General features: G+C 70.9%; 21 protein-coding genes and 1 pseudogene. 12 read left to right on the top strand and 10 right to left on the bottom strand.

What is annotated here, in order from left to right; all coding sequences use genetic code 11:
- Positions 1 to 24: 24 nt before the first annotated feature.
- Positions 25 to 690 (bottom strand): class I SAM-dependent methyltransferase, encoded by a 666-nt coding sequence (locus HUW46_RS05585; protein ID WP_215546254.1) that lies wholly within the window; start codon positions 688 to 690, stop codon positions 25 to 27.
- Positions 691 to 726: 36 nt separating this feature from the next.
- Here HUW46_RS05585 and HUW46_RS05580 point away from each other — a divergent pair, with 36 nt between their 5' ends.
- The gene (locus tag HUW46_RS05580; protein WP_215546253.1) at positions 727 to 1152 is read left to right on the top strand and encodes a MerR family transcriptional regulator; all 426 of its coding nucleotides are present in this window, start codon (positions 727 to 729) and stop codon (positions 1150 to 1152) included.
- A gap of 22 nt (positions 1153 to 1174) precedes the next feature.
- Here the strand turns inward: HUW46_RS05580 and HUW46_RS05575 are convergent, their stop codons facing one another.
- Complete coding sequence (locus HUW46_RS05575; protein WP_254125831.1) at positions 1175 to 1591, bottom strand: MerR family transcriptional regulator; 417 nt, start codon at positions 1589 to 1591, stop codon at positions 1175 to 1177.
- A gap of 151 nt (positions 1592 to 1742) precedes the next feature.
- Here HUW46_RS05575 and HUW46_RS05570 point away from each other — a divergent pair, with 151 nt between their 5' ends.
- From HUW46_RS05570 to HUW46_RS05560, 3 genes are all read left to right on the top strand, one after another.
- Positions 1743 to 2453, top strand: coding sequence for an SDR family NAD(P)-dependent oxidoreductase (locus HUW46_RS05570; protein ID WP_215546252.1), 711 nt, complete (start codon positions 1743 to 1745; stop codon positions 2451 to 2453).
- Between the two features lie 91 nt (positions 2454 to 2544).
- On the top strand, positions 2545 to 3282 hold the full coding sequence (locus HUW46_RS05565; protein WP_254125829.1) for a hypothetical protein: 738 nt from the start codon (positions 2545 to 2547) through the stop codon (positions 3280 to 3282).
- A gap of 357 nt (positions 3283 to 3639) precedes the next feature.
- Positions 3640 to 6513, top strand: a complete 2874-nt coding sequence (locus HUW46_RS05560; protein WP_215546251.1) for an arabinosyltransferase domain-containing protein — start codon at positions 3640 to 3642, stop codon at positions 6511 to 6513.
- Here HUW46_RS05560 and HUW46_RS05555 read toward each other — a convergent pair.
- Complete coding sequence (locus HUW46_RS05555) at positions 6505 to 7320, bottom strand: hypothetical protein (protein WP_215546250.1); 816 nt, start codon at positions 7318 to 7320, stop codon at positions 6505 to 6507. The genes HUW46_RS05560 and HUW46_RS05555 overlap by 9 nt on opposite strands.
- Before the next feature lie 111 nt (positions 7321 to 7431).
- Here HUW46_RS05555 and HUW46_RS05550 point away from each other — a divergent pair, with 111 nt between their 5' ends.
- Positions 7432 to 8133, top strand: coding sequence for a hypothetical protein (locus tag HUW46_RS05550; RefSeq protein WP_254125827.1), 702 nt, complete (start codon positions 7432 to 7434; stop codon positions 8131 to 8133).
- Positions 8134 to 8139: 6 nt separating this feature from the next.
- Here HUW46_RS05550 and HUW46_RS05545 read toward each other — a convergent pair whose 3' ends face one another.
- The 3 genes from HUW46_RS05545 to HUW46_RS05540 all read right to left on the bottom strand — a co-directional run bounded on the left by HUW46_RS05545 (position 8140) and on the right by HUW46_RS05540 (position 12358).
- Positions 8140 to 10749: a fibronectin type III domain-containing protein gene (locus HUW46_RS05545; protein ID WP_254125825.1), complete on the bottom strand. Its 2610-nt coding sequence runs from the start codon at positions 10747 to 10749 to the stop codon at positions 8140 to 8142.
- A gap of 147 nt (positions 10750 to 10896) precedes the next feature.
- Entirely contained in the window at positions 10897 to 11022 is a 126-nt protein-coding gene (locus tag HUW46_RS48755; RefSeq protein WP_256451419.1) for a hypothetical protein, read from the bottom strand.
- Positions 11023 to 11146: 124 nt separating this feature from the next.
- Positions 11147 to 12358 carry a hypothetical protein gene (locus HUW46_RS05540; RefSeq protein ID WP_215546248.1) on the bottom strand — a complete coding sequence of 404 codons (1212 nt, stop codon included), beginning with the start codon at positions 12356 to 12358 and terminating at the stop codon, positions 11147 to 11149.
- 164 nt (positions 12359 to 12522) lie between these two features.
- Between HUW46_RS05540 and HUW46_RS05535 the strand changes: the two genes are divergently transcribed.
- Positions 12523 to 13353, top strand: coding sequence for an alpha/beta fold hydrolase (locus HUW46_RS05535; RefSeq protein ID WP_215546247.1), 831 nt, complete (start codon positions 12523 to 12525; stop codon positions 13351 to 13353).
- Positions 13354 to 13469: 116 nt separating this feature from the next.
- On the opposite strand, the pseudogene mptB reads toward HUW46_RS05535, so the two are convergent.
- Positions 13470 to 14741: pseudogene (mptB, locus tag HUW46_RS05530) on the bottom strand (polyprenol phosphomannose-dependent alpha 1,6 mannosyltransferase MptB); the annotation flags it as partial.
- 104 nt (positions 14742 to 14845) lie between these two features.
- Between mptB and HUW46_RS05525 the strand changes: the two are divergent.
- The 4 genes from HUW46_RS05525 (at position 14846) to HUW46_RS05510 (ending at position 19109) form a co-directional block, all read left to right on the top strand.
- On the top strand, positions 14846 to 15505 hold the full coding sequence (locus tag HUW46_RS05525; protein WP_215546246.1) for a response regulator transcription factor: 660 nt from the start codon (positions 14846 to 14848) through the stop codon (positions 15503 to 15505).
- 53 nt (positions 15506 to 15558) lie between these two features.
- Entirely contained in the window at positions 15559 to 16575 is a 1017-nt protein-coding gene (locus tag HUW46_RS05520; protein WP_254125823.1) for a sensor histidine kinase, read from the top strand.
- Between the two features lie 309 nt (positions 16576 to 16884).
- A complete protein-coding gene (locus HUW46_RS05515) occupies positions 16885 to 18471 on the top strand; it encodes an MFS transporter (RefSeq protein ID WP_215546245.1) in 1587 nt (528 codons plus the stop codon).
- Positions 18472 to 18608: 137 nt separating this feature from the next.
- Positions 18609 to 19109, top strand: coding sequence for a phospholipase A2 (locus HUW46_RS05510; RefSeq protein WP_215546244.1), 501 nt, complete (start codon positions 18609 to 18611; stop codon positions 19107 to 19109).
- A gap of 58 nt (positions 19110 to 19167) precedes the next feature.
- Here the strand turns inward: HUW46_RS05510 and HUW46_RS05505 are convergent, their stop codons facing one another.
- The gene (locus HUW46_RS05505; protein WP_215546243.1) at positions 19168 to 19983 is read right to left on the bottom strand and encodes an NAD(P)H-binding protein; all 816 of its coding nucleotides are present in this window, start codon (positions 19981 to 19983) and stop codon (positions 19168 to 19170) included.
- Between the two features lie 378 nt (positions 19984 to 20361).
- Here HUW46_RS05505 and HUW46_RS05500 point away from each other — a divergent pair, with 378 nt between their 5' ends.
- Both HUW46_RS05500 and HUW46_RS05495 read left to right on the top strand, forming a co-directional pair.
- Positions 20362 to 20880 (top strand): lytic polysaccharide monooxygenase auxiliary activity family 9 protein, encoded by a 519-nt coding sequence (locus HUW46_RS05500; RefSeq protein ID WP_215546242.1) that lies wholly within the window; start codon positions 20362 to 20364, stop codon positions 20878 to 20880.
- 151 nt (positions 20881 to 21031) lie between these two features.
- Entirely contained in the window at positions 21032 to 22288 is a 1257-nt protein-coding gene (locus HUW46_RS05495) for a TIGR03618 family F420-dependent PPOX class oxidoreductase (protein WP_254125821.1), read from the top strand.
- A 19-nt stretch (positions 22289 to 22307) separates the two neighbouring features.
- On the opposite strand, the gene HUW46_RS05490 is transcribed toward HUW46_RS05495, so the two are convergent.
- Both HUW46_RS05490 and HUW46_RS05485 read right to left on the bottom strand, forming a co-directional pair.
- Positions 22308 to 22961 carry a response regulator gene (locus HUW46_RS05490; protein ID WP_215546241.1) on the bottom strand — a complete coding sequence of 218 codons (654 nt, stop codon included), beginning with the start codon at positions 22959 to 22961 and terminating at the stop codon, positions 22308 to 22310.
- The gene (locus HUW46_RS05485) at positions 22961 to 24115 is read right to left on the bottom strand and encodes a sensor histidine kinase (RefSeq protein ID WP_215546240.1); all 1155 of its coding nucleotides are present in this window, start codon (positions 24113 to 24115) and stop codon (positions 22961 to 22963) included. The genes HUW46_RS05490 and HUW46_RS05485 overlap by 1 nt, the downstream gene beginning before the upstream one ends.
- Positions 24116 to 24189: the final 74 nt, after the last annotated feature.

Raw genomic sequence — 24189 nt, 5'->3', positions numbered from 1 at the left:
GAGGGCAAGACCCGTTCTCGCGAATCACCGCGCCGGTTCGGGCACCAGTCGTCCGAGCACGCACGCCACCGGCGGATCGAGGTCGAGCAGTTCGACCCGGAGCTGCCCGAACCCGGCTTCGGTGAGCAGGGCCGCCAGTTCGGTGGCGGCGTTCGCCGAAGTCGCCGCGGTGGCGCCGGGGCAGCGCGGCTGCGAAACCAGTGCGATGCGTCCGCCGGGGCGCAACAGCAGCGCGAGTTCGCGCAGCCGGTCGGCCGGGTCCGGCCACATGCCGATCGTGTTGACCGCGAGCGCGGCGTCGAACGGTCCGTCGCTTGTGGACAGTCCTTCGACCGGCGCGTGCACGAGGCGCACCCGTCCGGCCCGCACGGCCGCGCGGTTGCGGCGGCGGGCCTGGCCGATCATGACCGCCGAATGGTCGACGCCGACCACCAGCCCCCGCGGCGCCAGTGCGCTGAGCGCGGCGACGGCCACGCCGGGACCGCAGCCGATTTCGACCACGCGGTCGGTCGGCTGGACGTCGAGAAGCCTTGCCGCCCAACGGTTGCGCGCCACGTTCGACGACCGGCTGCCCATGATCCAGCCCGCGAGGTGTCCCGGCGCTCCGGTCGGCCGGTGGAACTGCGCCAGCCCGCCGTGCCGTGCCCACCACCGCAGGAAATGGCCCAGTGCCCGTTGTCCGATGTCCATGCGGCGAGCAAAGCACTTCAAGTAGGCTTGAAGTCAATGACCACGACGACGCTGTCGATCGGCGAGCTGTCCGAGCGCACCGGCGTGCCGACGAGCGCGCTGCGGTACTACGACGAGCTCGGCTTGGTGCGGCCGTCCTCGCGGGATTCGGGGCGGCGGCGTTACGCCGAGTCCGCGGTCAAGGACGTCGCCGTTGTCCTCTTCCTCGCCGAGATCGGATTCTCCCTCGCCGAGATCGGGACCTACCTCGACGGTGAGCGCACCGGCAGGCGGGAGATGATCGAGCGGAAGCTGGCCGAGCTGGCCGAGCGGCAGCACCGCATCGAGGTGGCCCGCACCGCGCTCGAACACGGCCTGAAGTGCCCGGCGAGCGAGCCCATGAAGTGCTCCCGGTTCTGGTCGATCATCGACGGGCGGATGCGCGGGCTCTCGCTGGAGGAAAGCCACGGGCGCGTGCACTGACGGCCTGAGTCCACTTCGGACTTCAGCGGCGTGGTGCCCAGAGCTGGTCGGCGTCCCCGGCGGCGAGCCTGCCCCGGTAGACGTCGATCTTGTGGTCGATGAGGTCGAGGCTCCGCCGCATTTCCGCGAGCCTGGCGAGCACGTCGGCGCGGTGGGCTTCCATGAGGGCGAGCCGTTCCTGCTCGTTGCCGTGCCCGGCGGCGACGAGTTCGGCGTAGCGGCGGATGGTCCTGATCGGCATGCCGGTGGCGCGCAGCTTGGTGCACACGGTGATCCAGTTCAGGTCGACCTGCCGGTAGCGCCGCCTGCCGCCCGAGGTGCGGTCGATCGCGGTGACGACGAGACCGGCGCGTTCGTAGTAGCGCAGGGTGTGCACGCTGACCCCGGTGCGGCGGGCCGCCTCGGCGATGCTGATGCCGTCGTCGTTGACTTCGAGCACGCCCTCGATCGTAGCGCCGGGGGTCAGCCGCAGCACCTAGGCGTAGTTGCCGTACCAGGAAACCCCGCCGGCGTGCACCGTGATGTCCTTGAAGTCCGGGGCCGAGGTGCGTGTTGACTTCGAGCGCGCTCTCAATCGTAGCGTCGCATCCATGACGACGACACTGATCACCGGCGCGAACAAGGGGCTCGGCTTCGAGACGGCACGACGGCTCATCGCCGAAGGGCACACCGTCTACATAGGAAGCCGGGACGACCGGCGCGGGCGCGAGGCCGCCGAACGGCTTGGCGCGCGGGCGATCCAGCTCGACATCACCGATGACGCGTCCGTCGATGCCGCGGCGCGGGTCATCGAGGCAGACGGGGGACTGGACGTCCTCGTCAACAACGCCGGTGCCCAGCACGAAATGGCCGACGGCAAGGTCGTGATCGGTGCCGAGGAGCTGACCGCGGACGTGCTGCGCCGGACCTTCGAGACGAACGTCTTCGGCACGGTGCGCGTGCTCCACGCGTTCCTCCCGCTGCTGCGGCGTTCCCCGGCCCCGGTCGTGGTCAACGTCAGCAGCGGGCTGGCCTCGCTCACCAGGGTCGCCACCCCGGGGACCCCGGCGTACGCCTACCGAGGCGTCGCATACGCCGCGTCGAAGACCGCGGTCAACATGATCACCGTCCAGTACGCGAAAGCGTTGCCCACCATGCGGATCAACGCGGTGGAACCGGGGTTCACCAAGACCGATCTCAACGACCACGCCGGTGTCCAGACCGTCGAGGAGGGCGCCGAGATCATCGTGCGCACGGCGCTGCTCGGCCCCGACGGCCCCACCTGCGGCTACGTCGACGCCGAAGGCACCCTGCCCTGGTGATCCCCGCCGCTCGCGGAGCCTTTTCATCGGTGCTTCATCGCCGTTCGCTACGGTCGCGGCGCCAGTCGAGCACACACAGTGAGGAGATGTCGTGACGACCAGATTCGGTGCGCGGCGGCGACGATGGGTCACGGCGCTCGCGCTGTCCTTCGCCGCCGCCGCCGGTTTGACTATCGGGCCCGCGCCGTCGGCGCAGGCCGCGCAACCGTGCGGCCCGGTCCTGTTCGTGGTGCCGGGGTACACCGACGGCGGCGCGGCGGGGATGCTCAACCCCGCCACCGCGCCCGAGGGCGCCAACCCGGTGCGCATTCCCTACCCGAACGCGCAACCCGACGTGAACCTGTGGAGCAACGTCGACATCGGGATCGCCAACCTCCGGACCGCGCTCCACAACCTGTACGTCGAATCCGGCTGCGACCTGAACACGCGGGTGATCATCGCCGGGTTCAGCGAGGGCGCGCTCATCGCCGGGAACGTACTCGAGACGGAGCCGCCGGACCGGAACATCCAGGGCATCCTGATCGCGGACGGGCGGCGCCAGAAGGAGGAGTCGAACTGGCCGGGCGACCCCGGCGGCGTCAACGGCTACCTGCCCTTCCCCGGGCCCGGCGGCGGTTTCCGCCCGCTCGACTCGTTCCGCTATCCCACGCTGAGCCTCTGCAACGGCCCCCACTCGCCGAACGGGGCGGACCCGGTCTGCTTCGGTGGGCAGAACCTGCAGGGGTACTTCACCGTGCACCCCTTCTACAACTTCGATCTCGCCCACGAACTCGGCGTCCACGGCGCGGGTCCGTATCCCAACAACCTGAGAAACCGGGTTATTCCTTAACAGGGCACGGCTCGTGTCCCGGTTCTCTTTTGTTCGGTGACCGGGACACGAGCCCCCGGGATGTCGCCGGTCGGCGGCATGGTTCCGCGCGTTCGGCGTATTCCGACCCCTCAATTTTCCGCGGCGGCGTGGCTCAACGGGCAATTTTACGGGGACTTTCGGGCGATTTGTTAGGGGTTATCGAAATTCCCGGAAAGGCTTATCTTCACGAGACACCACCTTGTCTCCTGGGGAGGGGCCATCTCCGCGCCGCCCGTTGCCGTCGAATGCCGTCCGCCGACACCTCCGGCACCGGCGCGCGCCCGCGGCCGCCGGAGGTGGCTGACGGCCATCGCCTGCGGCGCCGGCGCGCTCACCGTGCTCGGCGCGCTGCTGATACCGCTGGCCCCGGTCGAGGTCGCCGATCCGTCGGTCAGTTGGCCGCTCGCCGCGACCGCGCCGGAGTCCACGCTCCTCCCGCTCGAAGCGGGTAAACCCCTCGCGGTGAAGGCGGCTTTCTCATGCCGCGCGGTCGAAGCGGCGGCCGCCGCCGAAGCCGATCGCGCCTCCCACGTCGTGTTCGCCACCACCGATCCCGACCGGCCGGGGAACGCCGAGGGCCTGCGGATCACCGCGGACGGCGGCGTGCTCACCGCTTTCCTCGGCACCGCGGTGCTTTTCCGGGATCAGGTCCGGGCAGGCTCGTGCCGGTACGAGATCGACACCGTGGACGGCCGCCTGGTCTATACCAGGGACGGGCACCGGCTCGGCGGCTCGGCGATGCCGGACGTGGACGCGCTCATCACCGCGATCACCGCCCTGCCCGGTCCCGATCTCGAGGTCACGATGCGGGTCGACGACCGGTTCGCGAACTCCCCGGCGCCGGTGAAACTCGTGCTGCTCGGCGTCGTCGCGATCAGCGCCGTCGTCGCGGCGGCCTGCCTGCTCGCGGTGCACCGCAGGAAGAGCCGCCGCGAACGCCGCTTCCGGATCGGCGCTCCCGACGTGCTCGTGGGTGCCGCGCTGATCGCGTGGCTGTTCCTCGCGCCGAGGACGAGTGACGACGGCTGGATGTACGCGATGGCCGAAAACCACCGGCACGCGGGCTATTTCGGCAACTACTACATGTACCACAACAATTCCTACGTCCCGTTCACCTGGCTGCTGCGGCTCTATTCGTGGTGGCTGGACCTCGGCACCGCCCCGGTGCTGCTGCGCGTGCCGTCGCTGCTGTTCGGGATCGTCACCTGGCTGGCGGTGCGGAGCGCGGTCGCCGAGGTGGCGCGCGGGCGGCGGATGTTCGTGCCCGCGCTGCTGTTCCTCGCCTGGTGGCTGCCGTTCGGGCTCGGCACCCGGCAGGAGGCTTCGGTCGCGGCGTGCCTGGCGGTCACCGTCGCCGCCGTGCTCGCCGCGAGGCGCCGCCAGCGCGTGGCGTACCTCGGGCTCGCCGTCGGCGCGGCCTCGCTCGGGTTGATCGCGCACACCGCGGGTGTGCTCGTGGTGCTGCCGCTGGCACTCGGCGCGGTCGCGGCGGGGAAACTGGTCCGGCGCACGGCCGGATCGAGGGCGGGCGCGGCAGCCACGATTCTGTGCGTGCTGTCGTGCGCCGCGGTCTCCGCGTTCGCCGGGTTCGCCGACGGGTCGCTCGCCGACTTCCTCCGCGGCAGTTCGTCGTTCGGCGGCAAGCTCGAGACCGGGCCGCCGGATCCGCTGCACGACGAGTTCGACCGCTACCGGTCGCTGCTCGGGGACAGCTCGCTCGGCAACTTCGCCCTGCGCACGCCGGTGCTGTTGCTGCTGCTCGTCCTGCCGTTCTTCGCCGTGCTGTGCGTGCTGGCCAGGCGAAGACGGCGGCCGCTGCCGTGGGCGCTGTGGCTCACCGGCTGGACCTGCGCGCTCGGTCTCGTGCTCCTCGTGCTCACCCCGTCCAAGTGGACCTGGCACTTCGGCGCGTTCGCCGGGGTGGCGACGATCTTCCTGACCTGGTCCGCGCTCGCCGGGCCCGGCCTGGTGCGGCGGCTGTCCGGCGACGGCCGGTGGGCGCTGGTGTTCGGCGCGCTGCTGCTGGCGGGCGCCGCGGGCTGGGTCCTGCTGGCCGGTGCGGGCCGCAATGTGTGGGCCGACGACGTGCTGCCCGGTGTTCCCCTTGCCGGACAACCACTTCTGGCCGGGTCGGTGTCCATTGTGGTCACCGTGCTGGCCGTCGCCGTCGCTCTGGTGCGCCGAAGACGTCGTGGCGCCTTCGCGCCGATGTCCGCCGCCGCGCTCGTGATCGCGTGGTTCCTGGTGGCGGAACTGGGTTTCCTCGTCGGCGGGTTCGGCGTCGCGACCGCGCGCACGTGGCACACCTTCTCGCCGTGGGCCGACGCGGTGCGCGATCCGCTCGCCACCCGGTGCGGCGAGGCGCGGGTGCTGCGTGCCGCGGATCCGGAGTCCGCCCGCCCGGTCGACGTACTCTCCGGTGCCCCGGTCTCGGACGGGTTCGAGCGGAACGTCTGGTACTCCGCGAGCCCGCCGGAGCCGGGCCCCGCCACCGCCGAGGTCTACGGCAACGTGCCCGACGAATCCGGCCGCCCGGCGCGGTTCACCTCGCCGTGGCTGAAACTGCCCGCCGGCCTGTCCGCGCACCACCAGCTCATGACCACCGTGAGCGGCCAGACCGGCGACGGCAACAGCCTGACCGCCGAGTTCGCGACGGCCTCCGGTGCGGTGGCAGGCACCACCGAGTTCAGCGCCGCCGAGGACGACATCGGCTGGCGCGACGTGTCGATCAGCCGCGGCACGAACCTGCCGCCCGGCGCGGTCGCCTTCCGGCTGAAGGCGACCGTGACCCGGAACTGGCTGTCCTTCGCGATGCCCACCACGCGGCAGGTCGTCCCGGTCGGCGACCTCCTGCCCCGCGACGGCAGGACGCTCGTCGACTGGCAGCTCACCTGGCTGTACCCCTGCCAGGGGCAGCCGGTGCTCGCGGACGGCATCGTTTCGCCAGTGTCCTACGCCCTCGGTTTCGGGTTCGGCCCCGACGGCAGCGAGCACGCCGCCACCTCGGGCGGCACGTGGACGCCGGGGGTCGGCGGCCTGCTCGGCTCGCAGATCCGGTCCTCGACGATCACCCGGCTGTACACCCTCTACGACGCCGACCCGGGCACGCCCATGCGCACGGTCTACCGCTTCACCAGGCCGTACGCGGACGACGCCTACCGCATGCGGCGCGGCACCACGACGGCACCGGGCTGGCGTACCTCACCGTGAGCCCGCGGTGCTGGCCGAAGCGGCACGGCGGCGGGCCAGCTCGGCGAGCACGTCCGGGTGGTCGACCGGGATCGTCCACTCCTGGCCCTGCACCCGGAGGCGCAGCGCGGGGCCGAGCGTGTACTGGGGTTGATGGGAGAAGGACGCGGCGAACCGGATCTCGTCGTCGTCGGTGAGCACGATCGGTTCGGCTCGCGAGAGCGTGCTGAGCGGGTAGGCGTGCGTGGTGGTGCGGGTGTGGCTGTTCTCGCCGCTGGAAACGGTGTAGGTCTGCGACACCGCGATGTGCTCGGTACCGATCGTGAGCCGCTCGCGCCGGGAACCGCGCCAGGTGAAGGCGAGCTCGAACCGGGTCTCGGCCAGCTCGGGGATCGGCGGCGACAGCAGCACGCGCCAGGCGAACCGCCCGAGCAGCCAGCCGAGCGGCACCACGACGAGCACCGGGAAGTAGAAGAAGGACGTGCCGATCGTGCCGAAGACCGATTCGTGCAGCCCGATCGACGCGATGGCGATCAGCGCGCCGACGAAGAACGTGCCGACGCCGAGCATCACGGCCGTGCCGGACCAGGTCACCGGCCGGTACCGGCGGCTGGTGAAGACGAACGCGGCGCAGCCGAGGAAGATCGCCCCCGGCACGAGCTGGATGAGGTCGAACCGGTGCCGCGCGTCCTCGTGCACCCTGGCCAGCTGGACGAGCACGGTGAGCACCAGCAGCGCGATCGGCACGGCGAAACACGTCACGGCGAACAACGCCATGGCCCGCGTAGAGCGGCGTCGCGCCGCGTCGCTCCCGTTCAGCTCCGTCATGGCACGCACAGTAGCCGACCGGAACCGGTCGGGCTGCCCGTTCGGCGGGATCCGGATCGGCGTCGCTTCCCGGTCCTTTAAGGTCTGTCGAACCCGACAGCAGAGGATCCCATGAACGGCCATCGAAGACACCAGTCCGCCCTCGTCCTGACCGCGCTCGCCGTCGCACTCGCGGGGTGCTCGGCCGACGCCGAATCCGAGTCCGCGAACGGCCAGCAGAAGCCGACGGTGCCGCTGACCAGCGCCCCGCCGTCGGCCCCGGTGAGCACCACCCCGGAGAAGCCGTACCTGACCACCACCCCGGCGCTGGAGCTCTCCGACGCCACGACCAAGCCGGGCACCAAGCTCAAGTTCGGCGAGCAGGCCGTCATCCCGTTCAACAGCTACTACGCGAAGGGCCTGCTCGGAGTCTCGGTCACCGTCGACGCGGTGAAGGCGGCCGACGCGGACATCGACAGCCTCAAGCTCAAAGACGAGGACAAGAAGCAGCTGCGCGGCAAGACCTTCTTCTTCGTCCACAAAGTACTGACCAATGTGGACGGTGCGAATCTCGCGGAGGCCCAGGCGCCGTCTCTGTGGGCGACCACGAAGAGCGGCGGCTTCCCCGGCACGGTGTTCGGCATCGGCAGCAAGACCGACGTGCCCGGCTGCACCGACAACGACTTCGCGCCGAAGGACTTCTCGGCCAAGGGCGCGCGGTACGAGACCTGCGACCTCATGTTCGGCGTCGCCACCGATCCGATCGTCTCGCTCGCGTATTCGAAGAGCCCCTACGAGGACAAGCCGACCCGGAACGTGACTTGGCGCCGCTAGCCGCGATCAGGTGGCCGGGGTCGTGGTGCCGAAGGTGACCGCGTCCCCGGCGCCCCTCGCGGTCACGGCCGCGACGGTGAACGTGTACGCCGTGGCCGGTTTCAGGCCGCCCACCACGCGGGTCATCGTCTTCGCCGTCGGCTGGGAGACGAGCGCGTCGCGGCCGGTCGCCATGAGCACGCGGCCGTCGGAGACGGTGATCCGGTAGCCGAGCACGGGGGTGTCCCCGGTGTTCGACGGCGGCGTCCACTTCACAGAGGCCGCCACCGCGGTCGCGACGGCCTTGCCCCCGGTCGGCGCCGCGGCGGGGTTGCCCGCGCTCGGGCCGGGTGTCACCGGCGCGGCCGCCGCGGACGGTGTGCCGACCCCGGAACCGTTGCGAGCGGCCACGGTCACCGTGTACGCGGTGCCGTCGGTGAGTCCCGGCACTTCGGCGTACCCGAGGCGCTGGAAGTCGGCGGCACTGATCGTCGCCCGCACCGAGCGCCCGCCGCCGGAGGCGGTGACCACATAGGACGTCACCGGCGATCCGTTGAACGCGTACGACGGATTCCAAGTGGCGTAAAGCTTTCCGGACACCGCGAAGGTGCCGACGCGCGACGGCGCCTCCGCGGTGGACCTGCTGCCGTCGGAACGCCGCAGCAGGTCGCGGTACCGCGGTTCGAGACCCGCGTTGGTCACGATTTCCCTCGGCGCGTCACCGGGGGAGGCCAGCAGGTGGTTGCCGCGGGTGATCGCGCCCTTGTCGTCGCGGTCGGGATCGCCCTGCTCCCAGTAGTTTCCCTCGGTCAGCGTCGGATCGTTGTTGCGCAGATCGTCGCGGTAGTCGACGTGCACGGTGCCGATGTTCGCGTAGGCGATCCGGTAGAGGACGTTGCCGCGGTTCGTCTGGTAGGTGTTGCCGTTGTCGGTGTAGACGCCCTTGCCGAGGCCCCACTGGTCGTGGATGACGTTGCCGGTGACCTTCTCGCCGTCGCCGAACGAGCTGCCGGTGATGCCCTGGGTGTAGATCCCGCCGCCGTCGTCGAGCATCAGCATGTAGTCGTGGATCAGGTTGTCCGACACGAGGTTGTCGCGCGAGATGTTGGGGGTCGCGGGTTTCTTGATCTTGTCCGGCCAGCCGCCCCAGCCGAGCGAGATCCCCGAGTACGCGACGTGGTCGATCTGGTTGTGCGAAATGGTGCTGCGTTGCGTGTAGCCGTTCACGATCGGCACCCCGCCGTGGAACTCGCGCGGCAGCCCGTAGAGGTGGTTGTTCGTCACCTTCACGTCGCGCGTGATGTCGGCGTCGCCCGCTTGCGGTTTGTCGACACCGCCGATCTGCACGCCGTTCCCGGAGATGTCGGTGACCACGTTCCCGGTGACGCTGCTGTCCTTCGTGCCGTCGATCAGGTCGAGCGCGGCACCGCCGAGATGGGTGAACACGCTGTCGCTGAACTCCACCCGCTGCCCGTGCGACACCGTCACGTTCGCCGGTTCCCGCGTCCACGAGGCGTACGGGCAGGTGCCGTTCGGCACGAACTGGCACAGGCCCTGGGTGGCGTAGCCGGTCGGGCCGGTGATCGTGTAGCCGGCCTGGATCTCCGAGAAACCTTCCGGTGTGGACGGTGCTAGCCAGGTCGCGTAGGAGTACCGGATACCGCGGAACGCGACGTCGTGGAGATCGCGGGCGTCGATCAGCTTCTCCAGCACCGGCGCCTCGACGTCCGCGTGGCGCGGGTCCTCACCGGGCTTCGGCAGGTAGTAGACGGTGCGGGAGGACCGGTCGAGGTACCACTCGCCAGGGGTGTCCAGCAGTTCGAAGGCGTTCTCGGCGTAGGCGGGCTGGCGGCCGTTGGTCAGATCGGCGGGGCCGACCATGTTGACGCTGCGGCCGGGGATGTCCGGGAACAGCACCCGTTTCGTCGAGTTGTCCCAGCAGGGCTGCGCCATCGTCACGGTCGTCCCGTCGACGGAGCCGAGCGGGCAGCGCGGTTCGGTCCACTGCCCGAGGCCGTAGCGCTGGACGTTCCACAGCGCTTCCCCCGCGGTGTAGACCAGTTCGATGTCCTTGGGGTTGCGCCACTTCGCGAGCGTCGGCGCGTCGGCGGTGTACCCGGTCGGCGTCGCGGTCAGCTTCACCGGGAGCGGCCCGCGCGCCCGCTGCGCCCGGACGCCGTCGACGTAGAGCTGGCGGGTGTTGTCGAGCCCGGCGGGGGCGGGCGCGGCGAACAGGCCCGGCCTGCCGTCGACGGGGCGCCAGCCGGTGACCCGCTTGCCGCCGTTCAGCTCGGAATCCCCGAAACCGGAAGAACCACCGCCCTGCCAGATGATCCGGTGGCCGTTGCCGCCGGAATCGCGGGCGTCCAGCGTCAGCGGCTCGGACAGCCGGAACACCCCCGGCGCGAGGTGCACGGTCAGATCCGCGCGCAGGTGCCCGGCGCGCTGGCGCACCAGATCCCTCGCCCGCTGCGGGGTGCGGACGGGCCGGAAGGCGGTGCCGGGCGCGTGATCGGATCCCCACGGCGCGACGTACACGTCCTGGCCGCCCCGGCCCTCAGGGCTGCCCTGCGCGGGCGCCGCGCTCCCGACGGTCAGCGCGGCGGCGGTGAGCAGCACACCCCAGTTCCTCAACATGAGGCGAAACATAGGATCTTTACACGGGCTTGTCGAGTGCTGATCGCGCGATAACCTGGTTGTTCACCTATTCATCGGATGCCTGTGTGTCGGTGAGCGAGACTGCGGCCGTGCGAGCTTGCCGCGGCAAGCTCGCACGACTCGGTCCTACTGGCAGGCTTCGCAGTCCGGGTCGTCGATGCGGCAGGCGGCGCCGTCGGTGAGCTCGAAGTCGAAGTCGTCGAGTGCGGGCACCAGCTCGGGCTGCGCCGTCTCGGTCGGGGTGGCGGACATGTCTCTCCTCTGCGGGCGATGGTGGCTCCGTACCGGGATGTAGCGCGCGGCGCCCGTGATCATTCCCGGATGTGGCCCGGCGCACAGCCACCGCGGTTGACCGTCCTCAGTGGACGGTCGGCCGCTACTGGTAGGACGCCTCCTGGAGCAGGTTCACCAGGCCGTTGGCCAGCGCGACGCGGCCGGCCTGGCAGGTGATGTTCACCGGCTGGCCGTCCTTCGGGCCCATGGCGAGCTGGAACACCTTGCCGCCCCCGAGGTCGAGGCTGAGCGTGCACTTGGCCGGTTCCTGCTCCATGCGGAGCGGGTACGTGCCGAGCTTGCCGTTCGTCGCCTTCGCCCCCGGCACCGGCGGCACGGCGTCGAGCGCGGTACTGGTGGTCAGCTTCGCGCTCGCGGTGGTGTCGGAGCCGTCGAGCTTGCAGGTGCTGCCGAGCGGGTCGGTGCCCTCCTGCGCGGACTTCGATTCGACGCCGATGTAGCTGGCCCCCGCCTTGGCGAGATCGCACGCGTTCTTGCCTTGCAGCGCGTTCGCCGGTACCTCCTGGACGGTGCCGCTCGCCGGGGTGCCGCCCGCCAGCGGCACGTACTTGTTCGCGACGACCTCCATGGCCTTCTTCGCGAGTTCGCAGTGCTGCTTCTGGTCGCCGCCCTTGTCCTTGGTCGAGATGTCGACCGCGGGCACCGCGGCCGACCGGCTCGCCAGCAGCGCGCTGCACCCGGTGTGCTTTTCGTAGGTGAACGCGTACACGCGGCCGGGCACACCGGCGAACTGCGCGGGTTCGAGCACGCTGGTGTCCTGGCTGATCCGGTTGTACGGCCCGGTTTCGCGCACCTGGACGATCGTGTTGCCGTCGGCGAGCAGGAACTGGCAGCCCGAGGTGTTGTCCTTGAAATCGGTGACCCCGCCGCCGAGCGCGCCGATCTCGGGCACCGCGTCCTTCTGCCACGCGCAGCGGTTCTCGCCGAGCGGCAGCGGGAGCGGCTGGTCCCAGTCCGCCGTGTCGTACCCGGATCCGTCGGCCGGGGCGGTGTACTCCGAACCGCCCTCGCCGGGCCCCGCGGCCTGCTGGCCGCCGCCGTCCTTGTCGCCGCCGAGTGTGAGCACCAGCGTCACGGTGGTCGCCGCGATGACGACCACGGCGGCCACCGCGATGCCGATGATCGGGCCGCGCCGCCGGGGCGGCTTCGGCGGGAACTGCGGCCGCTGCTGGTACGGGTAGGGCTGCTGCGGCCACTGCTGGTGCCCCGGAGGCTGCTGCCACTGCTGCTGCGGGTACTGGGGACCCCGCGGACCCTGGTGTCCTTGCTGTCCCGGCCAGTTCGGGTTGGTCATGCTGGTGCTCCCCGGATCGCGCGTGAGGCCAGAATCGTAACGCCGGGGCCACCGCGCCCGCTGGCCGTTACCGGCATCGTCCGATGTGGATCCGCGACGGCTCGCCTCCACAGTGGATCCGCGGGTGATTGACCTGGTGAGCGCGTTGCTGACAGGATCCGCGGATGCCAGGCTTCCGCGCGTTCGACCGGACGGAGCTCAGCTACGACGTGGTCGGGCACGGGAACCCGGTGGTCTGCCTCCCCGGCGGCCCGATGCAGGCGTCGGCGTACCTTGGCGATCTCGGCGGCCTGTCCCGCCGGGTGCGGTTGGTCCGGTTCGACCTGCGGGGCACCGGCCGCTCGCAGGCGCCGGAGGACGCCACCTCGTACCGCTGCGAGCGCCTCGCCGACGACGTGGAGGCCCTGCGCGTCCATCTCGGACTCGACCGGATCGACGTGCTCGCGCACAGCGCGGGCGCGAACCTCGCCGAGCTGTACGCGATCCGGTACCCCGGGCGCGTCCGGAAGCTGGTGCTGGTCGCGCCGAGCACGCTCGGCGCGGGGATCTTCCCCGACGGCGACGCCCGCCGCGCGATCATCCGGCGCCGCGCGGGGGAGCCGTGGCACCGGCAGGTTTCGGACGCCTTCGAGACGGTCATCGCGGGCAACGCCACCGATTCCGACTGGGAAGCACTCGCGCCGTTCACCTACGGCCGCTGGGACGAGGCGGCGCGACGGCACCACGCCTCCCAGCGGCGCAACGACGAGGCGGCCGCCGTCTACACGGCCTCCTACTCACCGGCGACCACGCGTGCGGCGCTGCCTTCGGTCGCGGTGCCGGTGCTGGTGCTCGCCGGGGAGCTCGACCTGTCCGGTCCGCCGTGCGCGCTCGCGGAACTCGCCGGGCTGTTCCCCGCCGCCCGCATCGTCACGCAGGCGGGAGGCGGGCACTTCCCGTGGCTGGACTCCCCGGCCGAGTTCACCGAAACCGTCGCGAACTTCCTCGCGGCGTAGCCCTTCACCGCGTTCCCCCGGACCAGCAAGCCGATCGAGGCGGAAACTACCGCCATCACGCCGAACCCCCACGGCGGCAGCGGGGTTTTCCCGTCCAGGTACGAACTCAGCACCAGCCACGCCGAGAACGCCGCCGCGACCGCCACGAGGGAAGGCCGCCAAGGGATCGCCGCGCCGAGCGCCAACGGCCAGGTGAGGTACCAGGGGAGGGAAACGGGGGTGAGCAGCGCGGTGGCCAGCAGCGCCGCCGCCGCGCACCGGACCGCCACGGCGCCACCGGCGCGGGCACGCCACCACAGCCACGCGACGATCCCGCCGAGCGCGATCCAGCCCGCCAGGCGGAATCCCGTGAGTCCGATGTCGACGAACAGTCCGGTGAGCCTGCCGAGCGCGGTCGGCACGGACAGCAGCGGGTCGAGGACCGCGTTGCCGCCCATCGTGCGGATCCAGCCGAGATCAACACCGGCGAGCACGGTGCACAATCCGAACACGACGACCACAGTGGACAGTCCGGCCGCGGTGGCGCGGGTGAATCCGCGCCACCGCGGCTTTCCGTGCCGCGCCAGGTGCGCCGCCCACACCCAGACCAGGAACGGCAGCGCCACCGCCGCGGTCGCCTTCACCGCCGCGGCCAGCGCCACCAGCGCGAAACCCCGCACCGGAGCGCGGTCGAGCACGAGCGCCGTCCCCGCCGCGAGCAGGCCGATCATCAGCAGGTCGTTGTGCGCGCCGGACATCAGGTGGAGCAGCACCAGCGGGTTCGCCGCCCCGATCCACAGCGCGCGTTCCGGTCGTGCGCCGAGGTGGCGGCACAGGGCGGGCAGCGCGCGGCACAGCAACGCCAGCCCGGTGACGAGCACCAGCCTCGCCAGCAGCGCCGCGGGGAGGGGAGAGCCGGTCGCGGCCACCACGCCCTTCATGAGCAGGATGAACAACGGGCCGTACGGCGACGGCACGGCCTGCCACTGGCCTCCGGCGTTGTCGACGATCGGTCCGGAAAGCTCGGCGGGGACGGTCGTGTAGGGATCGTGCCCCTCGGACGCGACCAAGCCCTGCGCGAGGTAGTGGTACAGGTCGGTGCTGAGCAGCGGCGGGGCCAGCAGCAGCGGCGCGGACCACGCCCAGACCGCTCGCGCCACTTCGCGCGCGCCGTCGCGGCCGTCGCGAGTGGACTGTCCTAACCGGACCCAAGCCACCAGCAGCAGCGCGAGGCCGAGGTAGACGACCGCGGTGGCGATCGTTCTCCCGTGCCCGTAGCGCCCCGCGTCGAGCACCGTCCCGGACAGCACGGGATCGTGTCGCAGCGTCGCGCCCGCGCCGAACGCGCCGAGGGCGATCAGCGTCGATCCGGCCACCCCGGCCACGGTGTTCTTTTCCGCCGAAAGCATGCGGCCTGTCTACGGAGCACGCGGTCACCGGCCGTTAAGGTCGGCTTTTATCCGGCCTTTATCGGGCCGGTGACGACAATGGGCCGGAACAGAACAGGAGCCTGATGCGGATTCTGGTGGCCGAGGACGAGCGGCTGCTTGCCGACACCGTCGCCGAAGGGCTGCGGCACCTCGGCATGGCGGTGGACGTCTGCTACGACGGCGACGCCGCGCTCGAACGCGTCGCGGTGCACCGGTACGACGTGGTGGTCCTCGACCGCGATCTGCCGCTGGTGCACGGCGACGAGGTGTGCCGGAAGGTCGTCGCCGACGGCGGGGAAACCAGGGTCATCATGCTCACCGCCGCGGCGGGCATCCGGGACCGGGTGGACGGGCTCGGCCTCGGCGCGGACGACTACCTGACCAAACCGTTCGCCTTCGCCGAACTGGTCGCCAGGGTGCACGCGCTCGCCAGGCGCGCGCGTCCCGCGCTGCCGCCCACGCTCGACCGCGCGGGCGTGCGGCTCGATCCGCCGAAGCGGTTCGCTTCGCGTGACGGCAGGCCGTTGGCGTTGTCGCCGAAGGAGTTCGCCGTCCTCGAAGTGCTGATGCGGGCCGACGGCCGGGTCGTCAGCACGGAAGAACTGCTGGAGAAGGCATGGGACGAACACGCCGATCCGTTCACGAACACGGTGCGGGTGACGGTGATGACGTTGCGGCGCAAGCTCGGCGAGCCGGCGGTGATCTTCACCGTGGCAGGCGCTGGCTACCGTCTCGGTACCTGAGGACGTCCCGCGCTTCGCTGCAGGGCCGCGTCGAGCTGGCAGTCCTCGGCGGCGTGGTGTGCGGACTGGCACTCGCCTGGCCCACGGTCCAGGCACTGGGCGCGGTGCTCGGCACGTTCGTCTACCGGGACTTCTGCCCGAGGGGGATCAGCTGCACCCACGTCACCCTGCCGGTGTTCCTGCGGCTGGCGGGACTGATCGCGCTGGCCGCGCTGCTGCTGTGGGCGCGGCGGCTGGTGCGGCGGTGGGTGCTGCGGCCGCTGCCCGATCTCACCGGGACCATCCACCGGCTCGGCCCGCAGAACCTCGGGCAGCGGATTCCCTTGGGCGGCTTGGAAGGGCAGTTGCGGGCGCTCGCGGTCGCGGTCAACGGGATGATGGACCGGGTGGCGCTCGCCTTCGACGGGCAGCGCCGGTTCGCCGCGAACGCCTCGCACGAGCTGCGCACCCCGCTGGCGGTGCAGCGGACGCTGCTCGAGGTCGCGGTGGTCACCGGCGACGGCAAGGACACCGAGATCACCCGGCTGGCCGCGCAGCTGCTCGCCGTCAACGAGCGCAACGAGCGGTTGATCGAGGGCCTGCTGGTGCTCGCCGAGGCCGACCGCGGCCTGCCCGGCACCGTGCCGGTGCGCGTGGACGAGCTGGCCGGTTCGGTGCTGACCGCGCACGCCGACCGGCTCGCCGAGCACGACCTGACCCTGCGCCGCGACCTGACCGCGCGGACCGTGCCGGGGGACCCGGTGCTGCTGGAACGGCTGATCGGCAACCTGGTGCTCAACGCGATCAAGTACAACGAGCCGGGCGGCTGGGTCGAGGTGGTGGTGGCCGACGAGCCCGCCCTCGTGGTGCGCAACTCCGGTCAGCGGGTGCCAGCCGAGTCGGTCGCGGCGCTGTTCCAGCCGTTCCGCCGCCTCACCGCGGATCGCACGAACCACCGCGACGGCGTCGGCCTCGGGCTGTCCATCGTCAGTTCGATCGCCACGGCACACGGCGGAACGGTCTCGGCGACACCCGTCAGCGGAGGCGGTCTGCGGGTCGAAGTCGGGTTGCCCGCCGCCGATCCCGAGTAACCGGGCCGAATCCTTCGTTTGCTAAGGTTCGCCAAGACATCTCACCAGGGGCATCGACCTCGCCAATCAGCTTCCCGTGTCCGATGGCACGGCGAAGGTGGGAAGTCACACGCATCCGGACGAGGTTTACTGCGATGGCTGTGACTCCGCGGCGGGCGATGCCGTCTTCGGTACCCGAAGGCGCGCCTTTCCCCGGTGATTCCCGCGTTTTCGCGCGACCACCCTGTTTCCCCCGATCCGGAACCGGTGGTGGCCTTCGCGCGTGCCGAGGCCATCGACCGGTGTCGACTCCGCATGGAGGTAACGGCCGTGTCGGCATCCACCCCGAGACAGCCGTGGTTCGTCCTCGGCATCCTGTGCCTCGGTTTCTTCATGTCGTTGCTGGACGGGACCATCGTGAACATCGCGATCCCGTCCCTCATCGACGGCATCCGCGCTTCGTACGACCAGGTCCTGTGGGTCGTCGACGCCTACCTGCTCGTCTTCTCGGTACTGCTGATCCCGACGGGCAGGCTCGGTGACCTCTTCGGCTACAAGCGCCTGTTCGTGGCCGGGGTTGCCGTTTTCACCGCCGCGTCCGTCCTTTGTGGTCTCGCCGGTTCGCCGGGGGAACTCCTCGGCGCGCGCGTCCTGCAGGGGCTCGGCGGCGCGATCCTGTTCCCGCAGGTGATCTCGTCGATACTGACGATCTTCCCGCCGTCACAACGCGGGCGCGCGTTCGGCGTTTTCGGGGCGATCGTGGGGTTCGCGCCCGTGCTCGGCCCGATCGCGGGCGGGCTCATCCTGGAGCACCTCGGCTGGCGCTGGATCTTCTTCGTCAACCTGCCGGTCGGGGTGCTCGTGCTCGTACTGGCCGTGCTGTTCGTCCCCGATCTGAAGCCGGGGCGCCCGCACCGGATCGACATCCCGGGCGTGCTGCTCGTGACCGCGGGGTTGAGCGGCATCGTCTTCGGGCTCATCGAAGGCGCGCGCTACGACTGGGGGACGATCATCGGGCCGATCAGCATCCCCTCCGTCCTCGTCGCCGGTGTGCTGCTTCTGGTCGCTTTCGTTGGGTGGCAACGCGTTCAGCGCGGTGAGCCGCTGGTACCGGTGGAGCTGTTCACCGCGGAGCGCGGCTTCCCGGCAGGCAACGGGATCGGATTCCTCTTCCAGCTCGGCATGATCGGCATCGGACTGGTGCTCGTGCTGTACCTGCAGACCGCGCTGGGGTACTCGGCGTTGCAGACCGGGCTGATCCTGCTGCCGAACGCCGTGCTCACCGCCGTCGGCTCGGCCTTCGCGGGCAGGCTGTCCGACCGGGTCGGCGGCAAGGTCGTTCTGATGGCCGGACTGGGCGCGCTCGCCGTCGGACTCGTCCTCCTCGTCATGACGGCGCGCGCGGATTCCGGTGCGGGACAGCTCATGCCCGCGCTGCTGGTGATCGGCATCGCCAGCGGCGCGACCTTCGCGCCGCTGCAGCAGGTCACCATGGCCGGGGTCGAACCGAGGCTCGCCGGCGCCGCGTCCGGGGTCGCGGGCACCACCCGGCAGATCGGCGGGGTGCTCGGCACCGCGGTACTGGGCGCGGTCCTGTCCACCGGACTGACCTCCGCGCTCCGCGAGGAGGCGACGGCGCGGGCGGGGCTGCTGCCCGCGCCGCTGCGCCCCGCGTTCGTGGAGTCCACAGTGGAGGGTGGAGGCCGGTTCAGTCCGCCGTCGGCGCCGCCGGGGCCCGGCGCGGCCCTTTTCGAGCGGCTCGGCCACGAAGCGTTCGCGGCGGGGTACGTGACGGCGATGCGGGCGACGTTGCTCGTCTCGGCCGCCGTGCTGGTGGTGGCGGCCGTGCTTGTGGTGGCACTGTGCTGCCTCGCCGTCAAGGGACGTGCGCGGTCGTCGGAGAAGGTCCGCCGCTGAAGCTCACCTGATCCGGTCACGCCGCTGGGCAACCGGCGGCGTGACCGCTATCGTCACTTGTGACACATGACGTGTGAATGTCACAATGGCGCACGGGTGCCCGGCGCACCGGAGAACCGACCAGAGGACGATCCCGCATGAAGAACTCGATCGCACGTCGTGCCGCCGTCGTGGTGTGCACCGCGGCGGCCGTGGTGAGCTCCGTCGCCGCACCGGCTTCGGCCGCAGGCGTGCCGAGCGCCAAGGATCTGATGTTCAAGTACAGCCTCAGCGACTTCCTCAAGGTCCGCGAGGGCAAGCCGGGGCCCTACAACTGGAACACCGACAAGTGCTCGGTCCCGAAGGAGATCAAGATCGGCCCGTACAGCGGGAAGCAGATCGTCGACGCCTGGTTCACCGACCAGTGCGTCCGGCACGACTTCGGCTACCGCAACAACCGCCGGATCCCGGTCGGCAAGGGGACCGACTGGGCGGACCGGTCGGCACTGCGCACGGCGATCGACAAGAAGCTGCACAACGACATGGACGACCGCTGCGGCAAGTACTCGCACTTCAACCCGCTCCGGCAGCCGTGCTTCGCCGCGTCGGACGTGGTGTACCAGGCCGTCCGGCGCTTCGGCGGCGGCGCCTTCCACTGACCAGGGGAGTCCGAAAAGGACAGCCGCCCGTGCTTGGGGTACGGGCGGCTGTCCGGTCTCAGCCGGTGAAGTCCCCGGTGTGCGCGGCCGCCCACTGCGCGAAGGTCGTCGCGGGGCGGCCGGTGAGGTCTTCGACCGCGGTGGAGGCGGCCCCGGGTGTCTCGGCGAACAGGGCCAGCACCTTGCCCACGTACCAGCGGGCGTCCTCGCCCATGCTCGGCGCGAGCGCTTCGACGGCTTCCTCGGTGCTCACCCGCACGAACGGGATTTCGCGGCCGAGCGCGTCGCCGAGCAGGCGGAGCTGTTCGGTGCGGCTGAGCGCTTCCGGCCCGGCGAGCGAGTGCGCCCTGCCCGCGTGCTCCTCGATCGGCGCGGTCAGTGCCGTCGCCGCCACCGCCGCGATATCGGTCATCGCGATCGGCGCGCTCGTGGCGTGCGGGTAGGGCTCCCGCACAGCACCGGTTTCGGAGATCTGCTTCGCCCAGATCGTCGTGTTCTCCATGAAATCGCCCGGCCACAGGTGCGTCCACGCGAGCCCGCTCGCCTCGACCGCGGCGGTGACCCCGCCCCACCAGCTCTCCGGCTCACCGGAAAGGTCCACCACGTGCCGGACTCCGGCGGTGCGCGCCAGCGCCAGCACCTCGGCGACCGTGTCCGGTGTCGGGGCGAGGTACATCCGGTCCACGCCCTCGAACGCCGCGGGCAGCGTGCCGGTCCGGCGAAGGTACCCCTCGGCCACTTCGACCCCTTCGGGGAGCGCGGCCTTGCCGGGGTCGTTCGTCAGCGCGCGGACGTCCCGCGCGCCCAGTGCGAGCAGGTGGTCCACGACCTTCCTGCCGATGTTCCCGGTGGCACCGGTGACCAGGATCTTCATGCGCGTCCTCCCCGTGTTTTCGCGTTTGTGCCCCGAAGGCCACCTTCGGAGACTCTAGTTTCCGGTGTCGCGGGGAACTTTCGGGCAGTCGAGTTGCCCGAAAGCACCTTCGGTGGTCCCGCAAGGGCTGCTTCTGGCGCTGTGCCAGTCCGGTCCGGCGTAATACCAGGTCGGCACCGGAAATCGGGGCGACGAACGACTTTCGTCGGGAGGTCACCAAACCGGCCGCACACTTTGCGATCTCTTGACCATCCTCGGATGTGCGCGCTATGGTCTAGACCACAATCCCCACCTCACCCGAACCTCACTTCCCGCCGCGGCCGAGCGCCGCTGAGCCGGTGTGCCCGGACGCGGGAACCTTGCTATTGAGGAGCTGGTATGAAAACGAACCGAAAGCTCGTCGCGGCGCTTATCGGTGCGGCAGCAGCCCCCGTCATCGTCCTGGTCGGCCCGACCGGTATCGCCAGTGCGCACGGTTATGTCAACTCGCCGGCCAGCAGGCAGGCGCAGTGCGCGCAGGGCGTCGTGCCGTGCGGTGAGATCAAGTACGAGCCGCAGAGCGTCGAGGGGCCGAAGGGCCTGCGCAGCTGCAACGGCGGTCTCGCCCAGTTCGCCGAGCTCAACGACGACAGCAAGGGCTGGAAGGCCACTCCCACCGGCACCACGGCGAAGTTCACCTGGACCTTCACCGCGCGCCACCGCACCACGAACTACGAGTACTACATCGGCGGCGAGAAGATCGCCGACATCAGCGGCAACAACCAGCAGCCGCCTGCCACGGTCACGCACGACGTGAACCTCGGCGGGCACACCGGGCACCAGAAGGTGCTCGCCATCTGGAACATCGCCGACACCGGTAACGCCTTCTACTCCTGCATCGACCTCCAGGTCGGCTGACCGAGCGCTTCTCGATCGCCGCCGGAACCCTTGTCCGCCAAGGGTTCCGGCGGCGATCGTGGTATGGGGGACAGCCCGCTTCGTCCGAAGTGGATGGATGGCTGTACCGGGTGTCGTTGCGCGAGGCGCTCTAGTTCATTAGATTGAACTCATGAGTCTAGATAAGACGTTCGTGGTGACGGGCGGGACGGACGGCATCGGGAAGGCGCTGGCGCTCGACCGGCTCGCCCGCGGTGACCGCGTCGTGGTGATCGGGCGCGACCGGGCGAAGGGCAATGCCGTCCTCGCCGCCGCGGGCGCGCTCGGAGCCGCGGAACGCGCGCGTTTCGTCCTCGCCGATCTGAGCCTCGTTTCCGAGACCAGGAGGGCGATCGACGAGATCCGCGCGGAGTTCGCACACGTCGACGCGCTCGTGCTGTGCGCGCGCCACTACCGCTCGACCCGGGCGCTCACCGCCGAAGGGTTCGAGCACACCTTCGCCCTGTACTACCTGAGCCGGTTCGTGCTGAGCTACGAAATGCTCGACCTCCTCGGCGCGGCGGAGCGGCCGGTGATCGTCAACGTCGCCGGTCCCGGCAGCGGGACCGGCGCGATCCGCTGGGACGGCTTGGGCACCGAGCCCCGCTTCGACGCCTCGCGCGTGCTCGCACAGGGCGGTCAGCTCAACGACCTGCTCGGGATCGAGTTCGCGCGGCGGCGGACGGCGCCGAAGGTGCGCTACGTGCTGGTCCACCCCGGCGTCGTGAACACGGCTTTCTCGGGGGAGTACGACACCGCGACCGCCGCGGCGATCGAAGCGATGCGCGCACACGCGAAACCGGTCGGGGAGGCGATCGGGCCGATCCTCGGCGTGCTGGCCGAGCCGCCGGGAAAACCGTTGACCGCCCTCGCTTCCGGTCGCGAACTCGACGTGCGGGGACCGGAGTTCGACGAGGACGCGGCGGCGCGCCTGTTCGCCGAAACCACCCGGCTGCTGGGCGGGGTGGCCACCGCGGAACCGGGGGTGTCACCGGCGCGGCTGCGGCGGGTGCTCGACTCCCCGGTGTTCGGCACGGTCGCCACGCTCCAGCCGGACGGCAGGCCGCACCAGTCCGTGGTATGGGTGGACCGCGACGGCGACGACGTGCTGTTCTTCGTGGCCGAGGGCAGCCGCAAGGAGCGCAACCTCCGCCGTGACCCCCGGGTCAGCGTGCTGGTCAGCCCGTCCGACGCGCCGTACACGTACGCGGCGATCCACGGCACCGCGACACTGGGGACCGAAGGCACCGAAGAACTGCGCGACCGCCTCGCGGTGAAGTACACCGGGAAGTCCTATCGCGACCACAACAAGGAGGCGGCGGCCCGCTACGGCGCGGTGCCGATCGTGACGGTGCGGGTCCACCCGGACAAGGTGGTCGGCAGGCTGTGAGTGTCGTTTGTGGACTGTCCTAAGCGGAGCCCGGCCGCACGAGCCCGCTTTCGTAGGCGAACACCACGGCGTGCACCCGGTCCCGCAGGTCCAGTTTGGTCAGGATGCGGCCGACGTGGGTCTTCACGGTGGTCTCCCCGATGAACAGCGAGGCGGCGATCTCGGAGTTCGCGAGTCCCTTGCCGAGCAGGCCGAGCACCTCGGTCTCCCGTTCGGTGAGCGCACCGAGCTTCGCGCGGTCCGCGTGGCCGTCGCCGGTGAGGTAGCGGTCGAGCAGGCGGCGGGTGACCGAGGGGGAGACCATCGCGTCGCCGCGCAGCACGCCGCGGATCGCGACCAGTATCTCGTCGGCAGGCGCGTCCTTCACTAGGAACCCGCTGGCACCGGCGCGAAGCGCGGCGTAGGCGTATTCGTCGAGATCGAAGGTGGTGATCACCAGCACGCGCGCTTCCGGGTGCGCCGCGCAGATCTTCGCGGTCGCGGCGACCCCGTCGAGCACCGGCATCCGCACGTCCATCAGGACCACCTCGGGCCGTAGCCGCCCGGCCGCCTCGACCGCCTCCGCGCCGTCGGCGCATTCGCCCACGACGGTCAGATCGGGTTGGCTCGCCACGATCATCCGCATGCCGAACCGCACCAGTTCCTGGTCGTCGCAGATCAGCACGCCCGCCATCACGCCGCCGCCCGGTCGAGGACGAGGCTCGCGCGGACGCGGTAGCCGCCGTCCGCCGTCGGGCCCGCGTCCAGCGCCCCGTGGAACAGCTCGACCCGTTGCCGCATCCCGGCAAGACCTCGCCCGCCCGAGGGCAGCCGCGGCGCGGGCGGGGCGCTCCCGCCGGAGTTGGTCACCTCGATCAGGACGAGCCCGGGTGAGCAGCGCACGACGACCCGACCGGTCGCGTCGGACGGCGCGTGCCGCAGCAGGTTGGTCAGTCCTTCTTGGACGATCCGGTAGGCCTGCACCCCGGCGCTTTCCGGCAGGGCGCCGGGATCGCCCTCGACCTCCAGCGCGACCGCCCGTCCGCCCGCGTTGACCTTGGTCACCAGGCCTTCCAGCTCCGCGACCGTCGGTTGTGGACGGCGCGCGGGCTCGCTCGCGTGCAGCACTTCGAGCAGCCTGCGCAGCTCGCCGAGCGCGTCGCGGCCGGTGCGGCTGATCGTGTCGAGCGTGCGTCCGACGGTGCCGGGGTCGTGGTGCCGCATCAGTTTGGCGCCCTCGGCGTTGACCACGATCACGCTCACGCTGTGGGCGAGCACGTCGTGCAACTCGCGGGCGATGCGCGTGCGCTCTTCGGCGGCGGCCGCCCTGGCGAGCGCGTCCCGTTCGGACTCCGCGAGCGCGGCACCGCGTTCCTGTTCGCCTGCCAGGGTTTCCTTGGCGCGCCCGTACTCGCCCAGCGTCCACGCCGCGACCTGCACCGGCACCGAGGTGAGGAACGCGGTGTAGCCGAGCAGCCCGACACCCCAGCGCAGTGTCCAAAATGTCTCCAGCGCGAAGATGCCGCACGCGGTCAGCGCGGCGAACCGCCGGTGTCCGAGCCGGACCACGGTGCACAGCGCGATCGCCGCCGCCAGCTCGCCGCGGCCGCGGTCGTGGGCCCAGACCTCGGTGAGGTACCCTGCGGCGACGCCGCACAGCACCAGTACCGCCGCGCTCTTCGGATGCTTCCGCCGGAAGGGCAGCGGCAGCAGGAAGAGGTACGGGACGAGCAGCACCGGATACGGCACCAGCGAGCTCGGTGCCGGTGCCAGCACGGCGAAAACCGCGTACAGCGGCAGATCCGCGACCCACGCGTGGGCGCGGGACCACAGGACGAGTCGGCGCACGCCCCGACCGTAGGCCCACTACCAGTCGGCTCGCGTCGTCCTGCGGGAGGGGGTGGGTCGTCCCCCGGGAGGAG

The organism is Amycolatopsis sp. CA-230715 (assembly GCF_018736145.1).
Classification (GTDB): domain Bacteria; phylum Actinomycetota; class Actinomycetes; order Mycobacteriales; family Pseudonocardiaceae; genus Amycolatopsis.
Note: the sequence above shows the minus strand (reverse complement) of the source record. Positions and strands in the feature narration are given on the sequence as shown.

Excerpts from the sequence above, each read along its gene's own strand:
- HUW46_RS05580 (WP_215546253.1), top strand. The coding sequence starts at position 727 with ATGACCACGACGACGCTGTCGATCGGCGAGCTGTCCGAGCGCACCGGC.
- HUW46_RS05585 (WP_215546254.1), bottom strand. The coding sequence starts at position 690 with ATGGACATCGGACAACGGGCACTGGGCCATTTCCTGCGGTGGTGGGCA.
- HUW46_RS05495 (WP_254125821.1), top strand. The coding sequence starts at position 21,032 with ATGAGTCTAGATAAGACGTTCGTGGTGACGGGCGGGACGGACGGCATC.
- HUW46_RS05510 (WP_215546244.1), top strand. The coding sequence starts at position 18,609 with ATGAAGAACTCGATCGCACGTCGTGCCGCCGTCGTGGTGTGCACCGCG.
- HUW46_RS05505 (WP_215546243.1), bottom strand. The coding sequence starts at position 19,983 with ATGAAGATCCTGGTCACCGGTGCCACCGGGAACATCGGCAGGAAGGTC.
- HUW46_RS48755 (WP_256451419.1), bottom strand. The coding sequence starts at position 11,022 with ATGTCCGCCACCCCGACCGAGACGGCGCAGCCCGAGCTGGTGCCCGCA.
- HUW46_RS05490 (WP_215546241.1), bottom strand. The coding sequence starts at position 22,961 with ATGGCGGGCGTGCTGATCTGCGACGACCAGGAACTGGTGCGGTTCGGC.
- HUW46_RS05540 (WP_215546248.1), bottom strand. The coding sequence starts at position 12,358 with ATGACCAACCCGAACTGGCCGGGACAGCAAGGACACCAGGGTCCGCGG.
- HUW46_RS05570 (WP_215546252.1), top strand. The coding sequence starts at position 1,743 with ATGACGACGACACTGATCACCGGCGCGAACAAGGGGCTCGGCTTCGAG.
- HUW46_RS05535 (WP_215546247.1), top strand. The coding sequence starts at position 12,523 with ATGCCAGGCTTCCGCGCGTTCGACCGGACGGAGCTCAGCTACGACGTG.
- HUW46_RS05545 (WP_254125825.1), bottom strand. The coding sequence starts at position 10,749 with ATGTTGAGGAACTGGGGTGTGCTGCTCACCGCCGCCGCGCTGACCGTC.
- HUW46_RS05525 (WP_215546246.1), top strand. The coding sequence starts at position 14,846 with ATGCGGATTCTGGTGGCCGAGGACGAGCGGCTGCTTGCCGACACCGTC.
- HUW46_RS05500 (WP_215546242.1), top strand. The coding sequence starts at position 20,362 with ATGAAAACGAACCGAAAGCTCGTCGCGGCGCTTATCGGTGCGGCAGCA.
- HUW46_RS05555 (WP_215546250.1), bottom strand. The coding sequence starts at position 7,320 with ATGACGGAGCTGAACGGGAGCGACGCGGCGCGACGCCGCTCTACGCGG.
- HUW46_RS05550 (WP_254125827.1), top strand. The coding sequence starts at position 7,432 with ATGAACGGCCATCGAAGACACCAGTCCGCCCTCGTCCTGACCGCGCTC.